Consider the following 13,159-nt stretch of genomic DNA (forward strand, 5'->3'; position numbering starts at 1 on the left):
TCAAAAAATAAAAAAACGAAATTATCTGTTATTAAAGAATTTCTTCAATTCTAGGATCTTTTTTGCATCGGCTGAACTTTCAGATTGAATTAGGTTAGAATAATAGTTGAACCCGATTCCATTAGAAAGAAGGATCTTTATGAAGAAAATTATCAATGATCCACATGATGTTGTCCCAGAAATGGTCGATGGGATGACGAGATCATATCCACAATATATTGAAAAGATCGAAGGTACGGAAGCCGTTGTTCGTAGCGATAAGGACTCGATGAAGGGCAAGGTCGGTATCGTCAGTGGTGGCGGTTCTGGTCATGAACCAACTCACGCCGGCTATGTCGGTGAGGGGATGCTGAGCGCCGCTATCTGCGGACAGGTCTTTACTTCACCTACGCCTGATCAGATCTACGCTGCAATTAAGGCTGTTAACCAAGGCAAGGGCGTTTTCTTAGTTGTTAAAAATTATTCTGGCGATGTGATGAACTTCGATATGGCCAAAGACTTGGCCAGCATGGATAATATTCCGGTTAAATCAATCGTGGTTGATGACGATATTGCCGTTGAAAACAGTACCTTCACTCAAGGACGTCGTGGTGTTGCCGGCACGATCTTCATGCACAAGATTTTAGGTGCAGCCGCACAACAAGGCGCCAGCTTGGACGAAATCGACGAATTGGCTCATAAAGTTTTGCCAAACATTAAGACGATTGCCGTGGCTCTTTCTGCCGCAACTAACCCAGAAGTAGGTAAGCCAGGTTTTGTTTTGAAAGATGACGAAATCGAATACGGTGTCGGCATTCACAGTGAACCAGGCTATCGCCGTGAAAAGATCAAGCCATCTAAGGAATTAGTTGAAGAATTAGTTGGCAAACTGAACGATGAGATGAAGCTTGATGGCAATAAGAAGTACGCCTGCTTAGTTAACGGCATGGGTGCAACGCCGCTGATGGAGCAATACATTTTTGCCAATGATGTTTTGAATAAATTGCAAGAATTCAACATCAAGCCAAGCTTCATGAAGGTCGGCAACTATATGACTTCTATTGATATGGCTGGGATTTCATTAACCTTGTTTGAAATCAAAGACGACAAGTGGCTCGACTACTTGAACTATCCAGTTAAGACGATTGGTTGGTAGAAAGGACAAAAGATGACATTAACAGTTGATACATTATGCACTTGGATGAACAAGTTCGCAGATAAGGTCGAAACTAATAGGCAGCACTTAAGCGATTTGGATACGCCAATTGGTGACGGTGATCACGGCTTCAACATGGATCGTGGCATGAAGGCCGTTGAAGAGAAATTAGCAACTAAGCCAGCTGACTTGACCAGCGGCTTTAAGACGATTGCTATGGCCTTGATCTCTACTGTCGGTGGAGCTTCTGGCCCATTGTATGGTACGGCTTTTCTAGAAATGGCAAAGAAGAGCGCTTCTACTGATGATCTTAATGAACTGCTGGAAGCAGCTCTTGCCGGAATTGAGATGCGCGGTGGCGCTAAGCCGGGCGACAAGACGATGGTCGATGTCTGGGATAAGTTGGTTCCAGAGGTAAAGGCTGGCAATTTGACTGAAGATAAAATTAAAGCCGCAGTTTTGGCAACTAAGGACATGGTTGCACATAAGGGACGTGCTTCATACTTAGGCGAACGTTCCAAGGGTCACATCGATCCTGGTGCTGAATCAAGTGGCTACTTATTCGAAGCAATGCTGGAAACGGAGGGCTTATTATGAGCTTAGGCATTACATTAGTGTCGCACGTGCCCGACATTGCGAATGGCTTGCCCCAATTATTAAAGCAAGTAGCCAAGGACGTGCCAATTACCACGGCTGGTGGTACGAATGACAATGATATTGGCACAAGTATGGAAAAGATCATGCATGCTTTTGATGAGAACTCCGCTGATGAGATCTTGGCTTTTTATGATTTAGGCAGTGCCAAGATGAACTTGGAGATGGCGATGGAAATGAGCGACAAGAAGGTGCACCTCTACGATGTGGCCTTTATTGAGGGCGCATATACAGCGGCATCCCTGATCCAAGCAGGCGTTGGCTTAGCCGATGTTGAAAAACAATTAAAACCGCTGAAAATCAAAGATTAATCTCCAAAAATAAATTAGATCCGAGTCAATTCGACGCGGATCTTTTTTTATCTATAAAATAACAATAATGAATAAATTATGATATTAATATAATTACTGAAAATCACAAGTAGTTTTTTATTAAATCCTAGTGTAAAGCTAGTTTATATGCATTAACCTGGCCTAATATATAAATCGATTTTGTTTGTTTTTATGCTAAAATAACTTTCGATAATGATAATTATTAAAATTTTATTGGAGGGAAACAAGTGAAAGGCAAGAGTAATTACAATTTAGTTGACTATTCTTACGTATTTTCTGCAAAGAAGAAGTTGGAGCTGGAACACGGCAAGAAAGGGACCGTCGTTTTCGGCAAGATGAAGAACAAGTGGGCCGTTGCGGCTGCTGTTGCGCTGGCATCAGGCTCGGTTGTTTTATTTGCACCTAATGGTAAGGTTCAAGCCGCTGAAGTTGATCCGAATGTGAAGACGGAACAAGTTGAGACTAAGCAGGCAGAACAAGGTCAGTCTAAGAATGATGCGGTTGTAGAGGATGACAAGACTGCTACGGCACCAGAGAAAAAGGCTGCTCCAGTTGAAAACAACGCGCAAAAGGCGCAACCTAAGCAAGCCATAAAATCCGCAGATGATGACGAAACAGATGATTAAGGCGATCAAGAGACGCCAAATCAACCTGTAGGGGATGACGAAGCTGATCGAGCTTATTATCGAAGTCAAAACAAGCCTATCAATACTCCTGATCATATTAAAGGTAATGTTCAAGGCGCACGGGACCAAGGCTATAAGGGTGAGAGCATTGCCGTAGCTGTAATTGATTCTGGTGTTGACACCACTCACAAGGACTTTCAGACTGCACCGAAGAATCCTAAGTTTTCAAAAGAAGACATGGAAAAAATTATTTCTAAGTTAGGTCATGGTCGTTACGTTAGCCCTAAGTTCCCTTATGTTCATAATATGATTACTGGTGATGACGATCAGATTAAAGAAAATGATAAGGCTACAGCTCCTGAAGGCGAAGGCCCTCACGGCCAACATGTAGCTGGAATCATTGCAGCTGATGGTCATTCTAATTCTGATCATAATGAATATGTTGTTGGGGTAGCTCCAGAAGCTCAATTAATGTTTTTGAAGTACTTTAGTGATGATGGAACTACAGGGGATGTAGCTGAATCAATTTATGATGCTGTTAATGCAGGTGCTGATGTAATTTCATTATCGCTTAATAGTGCACCTAATGTACCAAATATGAATAATGCCGATCAAAAAGCAATTCGCTATGCAATTGATCATGGCGTGGTTGGTTGTTTCTATCTCAGCATCTAATGATGGTAATTCAGCTGCAGTCGATGCTACGAATAATATTTCAGATAAGGATGATTATGTACCAGGTTTAAATGCAGGGAATTATCAGCCATTTAACTCAGGCACTATTGGCGATCCGGCCGACTCTCCAGATCCTATTACCGTAGCGGCTGAGCAGTCAATGCAAGGCGAAGATAGCGACATGGGAGAATTTACATCCTGGGGTCTGCTTCCTGATTATACTTTAAAGCCAGATGTATCAGCTCCAGGTCGTGATATTCTTTCAACGGGAAATGATAATCAATACGTTAAAATGGATGGTACTTCAATGGCGGCACCATTTAACTCAGGCGTAGCTGCCTTAGTTATCCAACGATTAAAGAAGACCAATCCTAACTTGCATGGTGCTGCTTTGGTTCAGGCAGTAAAGGGTCTGATCATGAGCACTGCTAATCCGCAATTGGATATAAATAGCGATAGCAATGCGATTGTCTCTCCTCGTAGACAAGGTGCTGGTCAAATTGATGCCGGCGCAGCAACTGCGTCACCAGTTTACATTACTACTGATGATGGCACTAGTTAACTTAGCTTGCGCAATATTAAAGATTCCACTAGCTTTAACTTGATTTTCCATAATTTGAGCGATCAGGAACAAACTTATACCTTTGATGATTTAGGCGGAGGCTACACTGAACAACGTGATCCGGATACCGGTGTATTTGGTGATGTTCAATTAGCTGGTGCACGTGTTAATGGTGAAAACAGTATTATTGTTGCTCCTAATTCAACTGCTAAGTTTACTTATACATTAAAGTTAACCGGCATAAAGCAAAACCAATTGGTTGAAGGTTATGTGCATTTTGCTGGTGATAATGGACAAGCGGATCTTTCTGTGCCATATCTTGGCTACTATGGCGATATGACTAATGAGCATGTCTTTGATAAGAATGCTAATGAAGATGATACTGATATTTTAGGTAATCGTCTGACTAATGAAGATAATTATCCACGTGGAATTGCGGATGAATATTCATTAAAAGAATTAGTTAAGCAAAAAAAGAAAGACCAAAAAGAGTATAAGTGGCAACAAGTAGCTAAATTGTATGAAAGCGGCGAGGTTGCATTCTCACCTAATGTTACTGCCTTAGGCAGCCTTAATGTAAATAATGCCTTTACAATCGAAGGCAGTAAGAAAGATGATGCTGGTTCCGCATATAGTCTTAGTTTAGGCTCGAATAGCATCGTTAATACCGGTAATTTAACTTTAGCCAACGTTACTATTAACGGCAGTATTCTGGGCAATGGTCAAGTTAATATTGCTGGCAATGTAACTTCCAACGTTGACGCAGTTAATGCTAAGACTTTAACTAATGACCAGTTGACCCAACAGATTGGCAATATCTGGAGAGGTGCTGATACTCGTAACTGGAAGGCTGCTAACATTCAGGCTGCTAAGCTTAATGTGGCTCAAGGTGCCAGCCTGACGATTAATCATTCCATTACTGGTGATGGGATTACCCAGCCTAACTACGGCAGTATTAATGTAGGAATCAATGGCAAGTTAAATATTAACCTCAAGGATGGCCAGACAGCTAACCGCGCTAATGAGCAAAATATTAGCTTAGATAATGCTAATGCTGGCGTGCGGATTCTGGATAACGGTACCTTTACTACGGATGATAGCGCGGCAGTTAATATTAATGCTGGACATGGACGCGCGATCGTGATTGATGAACCATTTGGTGGCAGAGTTCCTGTTCAAGATACAATTTTAGCTGAATGGGAAAACGGTCGTACTGGCGATCGTTCTGCACAAGCAGCTCGGCACCGTAATACGATGACTTTAGGCAACAGTACCCAGATGAAGCTTACTGGTCGTGGCGGTATTTTGTTAGGCTACACTGCTACGTTAACTACTGGTGATCACAGTATTATTCATATTGATAACCAAGGCAATGGTGAAGGGCTGCTGCTTGATGCTAATAGTAAAGTAGAGGTATCACCTCATTCACAGTTATTGATGACCTCCAACGGTAAGGATAAGACTGGCAGCTATGACGGTGGCAACTACATTGGGATGGGTCAAGATGGCCAATTCCGGGTAGAACATGATGCTACTTTCCGCTATAAATTAATTAATGCCGGCAACGGTATGGATCGTTCATGGGCAGATAACTTCAATATTATTTCACAAAATGTTGGTGCTCACCCCGAAGTTTATGTGGGCAACGATGCAGTCTTTGATGGACAAAGCGATTATTCACAATTTAATGGTGAAATCTTCTCCTTCTCTTTGGATAATGGTTCACCTAAGAATGAAGACTTCTTTACTATTGATGGTGCTAAATATGTCAACTGGCAGCGTAATGCGGTAGTTCCGCCTGTTCCAGGCCCAGTGGGTGGTACTTCTCCCCAAGGGAACCTGTATTACTCAATGGCTAGAAGCATTATTGGTGCTTCAGGCAAGAAGTATTACATCTTTAAGTGGAATAACGCCAACTTAAACGGCAGCAATTACACCTTTACTGATACTAGTTCAGATGCGATCAAGCAATCGATTGACAACTTCAAGAACTCTTCCTATGAATGGTGGAGTGGCATTGATCATCTAGCTACTTCTTATAGTAGAAAAGGCAATGCAGCCGAGGCTCCAGGACATGACGTGTCTGCTAGTGATATTACTGGGGTAGATACGACTGGTGAAAAGCATGGCATTCCGGTTAATAAGTTCTCCAGTACGCCTTCAGATGATACGGGTTTTGATCCTAAGAACTCACAGCGTTTAGTATTAGTAGCAACGATTATTCCTACGCAGGTTGATGATACTCAGCAAACTGAGGATCCTTATCAAGTTCAAGTCAAATATGTTGATAATTTGGCTCCTGGACAAGCGGAACTTCATCAAAAGGGGATCAACGGTTTAGTAAGAACAACCAAGACAACTTATTACAATGTCGATCCCGCAACTGGTGAAAAGACAATAGATACCAGTAAGGGTATAGATGGCCACTCAGTTACGACAACCGTTTTGAATAAAAAGCGGGATGAGAGATCATCTATATCGGTAAGCAAAGCGCCACGATTGATTATTACTATCAAGGCGGGGATGCAGATAACAATGCCCAGCCGATTCGAGTAGATAACCAGAATCTCTCAGCCACGGTTAGTGCTAGTCCAGTGGTCACCAATGCTCAAGGGGATGTCATCTTTAATAAGGCTGGCGATCCCACTGCTAATACAATTGAGTACAATGATAGTGCTGATATTGCTAAAGGTAAGGCAGCAGTTCAAAGATTAACCGGTTTGCCAATGGATCAAGTTAAAGTTTTACAAAACGATTGGGCTACGGCTGTCAAGAACCAGACTAATAAGTATGATATTACTGGCTTGACCAAGACCGCGATTACCCAAGCGGCTGAAAAAGCTGGTTTAAACCAAACGGTCCAAGTAGGCGTGCCCGAGAAGCTACCACATTATAAAGTGATCATTGGCTGCAATAAGTGGGAAAACAAGGCCGGCACGATGACGGTTAACTTTCTTGACCAAGCAACCAAGAAGGCAATTGCTACTCCTAACACTGCCTTATCGGTAAGCGTACAGTACATCACTAATCCTAATAATGGTGTTTCATATAATGGCAGACCGCAGGCCTTTGATAATGGTCAAAAGATTACCATAAATGATAATCAATGGAATCCGCAAAATGGCAACTTTACTTATGGCTATGTAAATCTTCCACAGACGATCACCGATGATGGCATTAAGTATGAATTAGTTAAGAACAATCCGGTTGATCCAGCTAATGCTCAAAGAGGCGATCAAGTCGGTGGCGTAGTTGGGACCTTTGCTAACAGTTATAATGCAGCAATTAATGTTTATTATCAAAAAGTGAAGACGCCGACTCCCGTTGAAGAGGGTTCGGTTACCGTAATTTTCCATGATGATACGACTGATACCCAGATTCCTGATGTTGGTTATAGTTCCGGTGAAAAGCCAGCTGGCACGAGTTTTGATTACAATCCAGCTGAACAAGAAAAAGAGCTAGAAAATCAAGGCTACGTTTACGTAAAGACCAATGGCACTCTTCCTAGCGATGGTAAAATTCCTGCTAAGAAGATAGCAGTAGTCATTTATATGGCACATGGCGTGCAGCCGGTAAATCCTGGTACTCCAGAAAAAGATATTCCTAAGGGCACTCCTGAAGAAGCACAGCCTAAGAACTTGACTGAAGAGGCAGTGCGTCATATTCACTATGTCTTAGATGATGGTTCAGGCAAGCCGGACGCCCAGAAGCCTCCAATGACGGGCTTACCAGCTGATACAATTAGAAAGCAAACCGTAACCTTCACTGGCAATACTTATGTTGATAAAATTACCGGTCAAATTGTTAATGCTAAGCGAGTTGATGGCAAATGGATAGTTGATACTGCAAGTACGGCTGTTCCGGGTATTAATTGGACAGCTAATAATGATGGCAAGTTTGCTGGTTTTGATACGCCAGTAGTCAAAGGCTATAATGTTGTGCCAACTAGCGTTGGTGAACAAAAGGCTGTGCCGAAGGACGACATTAACGTTTATGTAGTTTACAGTAAAATGCCAATTACTCAGCAAGCTAGCGTGACGGTAATTTATCACGACGACACTGCTGACCAAAACTTGCCTGGTGGCTGGACTTCTGGCAAAGAAGACCAAGGTACGCCGGTTAAGTATACTCAAGCTAATATTAATCAAACGGTCGCAGATTATGAGAAGAAGAACTATCACTATGTCAGAACCGATGGCACGCTTCCGACTGAAATACCAGCCCAAAATGTTACCGTTGTGGTTCACCTAGCTCATAATATGATCCCGGTAAATCCTAATACGCCAGATAAGCATGGGGTAAATCCGGATCAACTAGAAGCAACCTATACTTCCACTTTGCATTATCAAACTAAGGCTGGCAAGACGCTTGCTCCTGATAGCAGTCAATCATCTACTTGGACGCGGCAGGTCACCGTTGATGCGGTTACTAATAAGGTGGTCGATAAAGGACAATACACCACTAACTGGCAATTAATAGGACACGATAATAAGTACAATAACTTCAATGTTCCAGTCGAGATTGGCTATATAGCAGAGAAGACAACTAAAGATGGAGCTCCGGTAACTACTATCGTGCCTGGCCAACTTAAGGTCCAAAGAAACTTGGAAGATACTGTTATTTATGACAAGTTAGCTAAGATAATTCCAGTCGATTCAGCTCACCAGCCAATTCCTGGGGTAGCAGCTGTGCCATATCAGAATGATCCCAGTGATCCAACCAAGATTTTGCCAGATGAAGAGAGTCCACAGGTTCCTGCTACTTGGCAGATTGAGCCTAAGCAGCCAGCGGGCGTTACTCCAGATATTAAGACCAATATCGCTAAGGTAAATCCAATCGATCCAACTAAGCCAACGGAGATTATTTATCAAAAGACCCCAATAGGAGATTATTTATCAAAAGACCCCAATAGTTGAAGAGCAGCAGGCTACTTTGCAAATTGTGGATCAGGATGCCAATGATGCCGTACTTGATAGTTATACTAGTCAGGGCAAGGCAGATGCTGAGATCAATTTCACTAATTACACGCCGCAAGTAGTCGTAGACTGGGTAAATAAAGGTTATGAAGTAGTTAATGCGAAGAATGACAACGATTCAGCTATCGCTGCCAGCTTAACAGGTACTGATCCAGCTAAGTGGAAGTTCGGTAATTTTGATAATAATCAGAAGATAGTTCAAGCCTTTACTATTACGTTGAAGCATAAGCACACTACTTTTAATCCGCAAAATCCGGGTCAGCCTAATGAGCCACTTAACCCGAAGGATCCAACAGGCCCAAAGGTAACCCAAGCAATGCTTGATTATCAAGAAACTTATACTGCAACTGTTCATTATGAAGGTGCTGGCAAAGATACTCCTGTAGATAATGTCCAGAGATCAACGTGGACGCGGTCTATCACTGTTGATAATGTAACCGGTGGAATTCTCAATACTACTCCATGGGTAAGTACAGATTCTTATAAGAATGTGCCAACGCCAGTGGTTCAAAGCTACCATGCTAATAAGGCTAATGTTCCAGCTCCTAAGAATGAACGCAAGGATATTATTAACTATGTTCTATACGCTCCAAATGGTGCAATCGTACCAGTAGATCCAGATGGCAATCCAATTCTGGGCGTTAAGCATCCGGTCTTCCCAACTGATCCAACTAATCCAACTAAGCCAGCTGTTGGCAAAGTACCAACTGCCCCAGATGGTTGGCTCCCAACTAAGCCAAATGAAAAGCCAGGCGATCTGATTAGTCCAGATCCTCAGAATCCATCTGCAGATGTTAAGGTACCATTCCATAAGCAAGAGACTCCACCTCCTGTAATTACGGAACAGAAGGCACAGGTACAGTATATTGATCTTGATGAACATGATAAGATCATGTCACAATCACCAATTCTTACTGGTAAGTCTGGTGCTAAGATTGATTATTCAACTGCTAAGTCAATTAAGACTTATGAAGATCAGGGTTATGTATTAGTCAACGATGGCTTTTTCTGATAATCCAGTATTCAATGATATTCCTGATCAAACCCAAATCTTTAAAGTAACGTTCCGTCATGGACAAACAACCGTCACACCTGAAAAACCAGGTAAGCCAGGTCAGCCGATTAATCCGAATAATCCTGACGGCCCTAAGTATCCAACTGGTACAGGGATTAATGATCTTGAAAAGTCAGGTAAACAAATAATTCATTATGTTGGTGCTGGTGAGAAGACTCCGAAGGATAACCAACAAGATACTACCTTTACTAGAAAGATTACTTTTGATAATGTAACTGAAAAGATTATTGATTCCGGCACCTGGACACCTGCTAGCCACCAATTCACGGTTGTGAATACCCCAGTTGTTCAAGGATATGTAGCAGATGTCAAAGCAGCCGGTGGCTTTAAGGCAACGCCTGCTGATCCAGAGAAGACTTACATTGTAACTTATCAAAAGATTGGCAAGATTATTCCAGTAGATCAAAATGATAAGCCAATTCCAAATGCCCCAACGCCTGAATATAAGAATGATCCTAATGATCCAACTAAGGTAATTCCTGATGAAGATATTCCAACTGTTCCAGGTTATGAACCAAAGAATCCAGGACAGAAGGTAACGCCAACTAATCCAACTAAGGATACCGAGGTGCCTTATGTGCAAAACGTAGTTGAAGGCAAAATTGTAGTTGACTATATTGATAGTGATGATCATGACGCTATCCTAGCTACTAAGACTTTAACTGGCAAGATGGGTGAAAAGATCACCTATACTACTAGTGCTGAGATTAGGAATTTAACTAATAAAGGCTATGTATTAGTTAAGGATGGCTTTACTGATAGTCATGATCATAGTGAATTTACTAAAGAAAATGATAATCAGGTATATCAGGTTATCTTTAAGCATGGCACGATTGATGTGACTCCTGAAAACCCAGGCAAACCAGGTCAGCCGATTAACTCTAACGATCCAAATGGGCCTAAGTATCCTAATGATACTGGTGAAAACAGCTTGAAAGTAGTGGGTCGCCAGATTATTAAGTATGTTGGTGCGGGAGCTAATACTCCTAAAGACATTACGACTGAGACGACGTTTACTCGGCACTTCGTCATCGATAAAGTTACTGGTCAAATCATTAATAAGGACACTGCCTGGACGCCGGCAAGTCATACGTTTGATGTTCATCAGACTCCAGTAGTAAAGGGCTATGTAGCCGATGCTAAAGAAGCCGGTGGCTTTAAGGCAACGCCCGCTGATCCAGAAAAGACTTACACGGTAACTTATAAGCAAGTAGGCAAGATTGTGCCTGTTGGTCCAAATGGTCAGCCCATTCCTGGCGCAGAACAGACACCATACAAGAATGATCCTGATGATCCAACTAGCGAATTTACTAAAGAAAATGACAACCATGTATATCAAGTTATCTTTAAACATGGTCTCCAACCAGTAAATCCTGATCATCCGGGTAAACCGGGTCAGCCGATTAACCCTAACGATCCAGATGGACCTAAATATCCAACCGGTTCAAATGAAGTGACCAAGACTGTAACGCGGACCATTGATTATGTTGATAATAAAGGTAAGACCCTTCATGCTCCAGTTGTGCAGACGGCTCACTTCACCGGTGCCGGAGTTCTTGACAAGGTTACCGGTGAATGGCAGACGCCAATTGCTTGGACTGGCGATGGCAAACTAGCTGGTGTTGCTAGTCCTGAAATTGCTGGTTATCATATAGTTAGAGTTTCTCAAGATAGCAGCAATAATGTGAATGTTGCTCCAGTTACTGTTAATGAGGCAACTAAAGATTATGACGTAGTTGTAACTTATGAACTAAATCCTACCAAGCCTGTTATTGTCGCAGCTACAGGAAGCGTAACTTATTATGACCAGACGACTAAGCAAGATCTAAAGGTAGTTGATTTAAAGGGGAATGTAGGTGAGAAGATCACTTATACTACTCAACCAACTATTGATGACTACTTGAATAAAGGTTACAAGTTGGTATCAAGCAACTTTAAAGATGGAGCTGAAAGTTTTAAGAAGAGTGGCAATAAGTTCACTGTCGTCTTAGAGCACGGCACGATTGATGTCACTCCTGAGAATCCAGGCAAGCCAGGTCAGCCAATTAATCCTAATGATCCAGATGGCCCTAAGTATCCTAATGATACTGGCGAGAATAGCTTGAAGGTAGTAGGTCGCCAGATTATCAAGTATGTTGGTGCAGGTGATCAGACTCCTAAGGACATTACGACTGAGACAACATTTACTCGCCACTTCGTCATCGACAAAGTTACTGGTCAAATCATTAATAAAGATACTGCCTGGACACCAGCAAGTCATACGTTTGATATTCATCAGACTCCAGTAGTAAAGGGCTATGTAGCTAATGCTAAGGAGGCTGGTGGCTTTAAGGCAACGCCTGCTGATCCAGAGAAGACTTACACCGTAACTTATCAAAAGATTGGCAAGATCATTCCTGTAGATCAAAATGGCAAGCCAATTCCAAATGCGCCAACGCCGGAATACAAGAATGACCCAGATGATCCAACTAAGGTTATGCCTAATGAGCCAGTGCCTAAGATTGACGGTTATACTCCAAGTGCTTCGAACATTACTCCGCAAGATCCGACTAAGGATACGCCAGTGATTTATAATAAGAATCAAACTCCGGTAACACCTAATGAGCTGAATAATCCAGAGCCAACGGTTCCAGTTACGCCAACTCAGCCAACGACTCCTGAACAACCGGTAACTCCGACTCCTGTTCATCCAGAGAAGCAGCAGAGCTGCCACGGAATGAAAATACGACTGTTCGTCCACTGGGTGAAGGCAAAGATGAACATACCGTGAATACTGTGGCTCCTCATGGAGAAAAGATCGATAAGGTTCACACGGTAGCTCCTCACGGACAGCGTTTTAAAGTAAACAGAAATGTGACTGTACCGCGTGCTCAGTCAGTTAACACTGTGAAGAGCAATAGTCAGCATTCCGAATTGCCACAAACTGGTAACGATCAGCAAACTAATGCAGCTGCTTCTATCTTAGGAGGTGCTGCAGCAGCAATCGGCATGATCGGTTTAGCTGGTGAGAAGAAACGCAAGAAGAATTAGTCATTCTAATAATTGAATAGAAACGAAAAAGATGATCTGTAGTGGGTCATCTTTTTTGTATATGTCGGTCTAAAAACGGTATGCAAATTTAAGA

General features: G+C 42.3%; 11 protein-coding genes. All 11 read left to right on the forward strand.

Annotated elements, in window-relative coordinates; all coding sequences use genetic code 11:
* Positions 1-139: 139 nt before the first annotated feature.
* The gene (dhaK, locus tag BLP58_RS04415) at positions 140-1,135 is read left to right on the forward strand and encodes a dihydroxyacetone kinase subunit DhaK (protein ID WP_013853669.1); all 996 of its coding nucleotides are present in this window, start codon (positions 140-142) and stop codon (positions 1,133-1,135) included.
* A gap of 12 nt (positions 1,136-1,147) precedes the next feature.
* Positions 1,148-1,732 carry a dihydroxyacetone kinase subunit DhaL gene (dhaL, locus tag BLP58_RS04420; RefSeq protein WP_025084140.1) on the forward strand — a complete coding sequence of 195 codons (585 nt, stop codon included), beginning with the start codon at positions 1,148-1,150 and terminating at the stop codon, positions 1,730-1,732.
* A complete protein-coding gene (gene dhaM, locus BLP58_RS04425) occupies positions 1,729-2,100 on the forward strand; it encodes a dihydroxyacetone kinase phosphoryl donor subunit DhaM (protein ID WP_013853671.1) in 372 nt (123 codons plus the stop codon). The genes dhaL and dhaM overlap by 4 nt, the downstream gene beginning before the upstream one ends.
* A 248-nt stretch (positions 2,101-2,348) precedes the next feature.
* Positions 2,349-2,747, forward strand: coding sequence for a hypothetical protein (locus BLP58_RS04430; RefSeq protein ID WP_013853672.1), 399 nt, complete (start codon positions 2,349-2,351; stop codon positions 2,745-2,747).
* 162 nt (positions 2,748-2,909) lie between these two features.
* Positions 2,910-3,422, forward strand: a complete 513-nt coding sequence (locus tag BLP58_RS04435) for a S8 family serine peptidase (protein ID WP_236695769.1) — start codon at positions 2,910-2,912, stop codon at positions 3,420-3,422.
* Entirely contained in the window at positions 3,352-3,984 is a 633-nt protein-coding gene (locus BLP58_RS04440) for a S8 family serine peptidase (RefSeq protein WP_081462941.1), read from the forward strand. Before BLP58_RS04435 ends, BLP58_RS04440 begins: the two co-directional genes overlap by 71 nt.
* Before the next feature lie 6 nt (positions 3,985-3,990).
* Positions 3,991-6,540 (forward strand): Fn3-like domain-containing protein, encoded by a 2,550-nt coding sequence (locus BLP58_RS04445; RefSeq protein ID WP_025084143.1) that lies wholly within the window; start codon positions 3,991-3,993, stop codon positions 6,538-6,540.
* A 38-nt stretch (positions 6,541-6,578) separates the two neighbouring features.
* On the forward strand, positions 6,579-8,900 hold the full coding sequence (locus BLP58_RS04450) for a mucin-binding protein (protein ID WP_025084144.1): 2,322 nt from the start codon (positions 6,579-6,581) through the stop codon (positions 8,898-8,900).
* Positions 8,901-8,916: 16 nt separating this feature from the next.
* Positions 8,917-9,972 carry a mucin-binding protein gene (locus BLP58_RS04455; RefSeq protein ID WP_025084145.1) on the forward strand — a complete coding sequence of 352 codons (1,056 nt, stop codon included), beginning with the start codon at positions 8,917-8,919 and terminating at the stop codon, positions 9,970-9,972.
* Positions 9,959-12,805 carry a mucin-binding protein gene (locus tag BLP58_RS04460; protein ID WP_049775952.1) on the forward strand — a complete coding sequence of 949 codons (2,847 nt, stop codon included), beginning with the start codon at positions 9,959-9,961 and terminating at the stop codon, positions 12,803-12,805. The genes BLP58_RS04455 and BLP58_RS04460 overlap by 14 nt, the downstream gene beginning before the upstream one ends.
* Positions 12,802-13,065 carry an LPXTG cell wall anchor domain-containing protein gene (locus BLP58_RS04465; RefSeq protein WP_013853673.1) on the forward strand — a complete coding sequence of 88 codons (264 nt, stop codon included), beginning with the start codon at positions 12,802-12,804 and terminating at the stop codon, positions 13,063-13,065. The genes BLP58_RS04460 and BLP58_RS04465 overlap by 4 nt, the downstream gene beginning before the upstream one ends.
* Positions 13,066-13,159 lie beyond the last annotated feature (94 nt).

It is taken from the genome of Lactobacillus kefiranofaciens, from assembly GCF_900103655.1.
GTDB classification, from domain to species: Bacteria; Bacillota; Bacilli; order Lactobacillales; family Lactobacillaceae; genus Lactobacillus; species Lactobacillus kefiranofaciens.

Coding starts and splice junctions, on each gene's coding strand:
- dhaK (WP_013853669.1), top strand. CDS start 140: ATGAAGAAAATTATCAATGATCCACATGATGTTGTCCCAGAAATGGTC.
- dhaL (WP_025084140.1), top strand. CDS start 1,148: ATGACATTAACAGTTGATACATTATGCACTTGGATGAACAAGTTCGCA.
- dhaM (WP_013853671.1), top strand. CDS start 1,729: ATGAGCTTAGGCATTACATTAGTGTCGCACGTGCCCGACATTGCGAAT.
- BLP58_RS04440 (WP_081462941.1), top strand. CDS start 3,352: ATGCCGATCAAAAAGCAATTCGCTATGCAATTGATCATGGCGTGGTTG.
- BLP58_RS04460 (WP_049775952.1), top strand. CDS start 9,959: ATGGCTTTTTCTGATAATCCAGTATTCAATGATATTCCTGATCAAACC.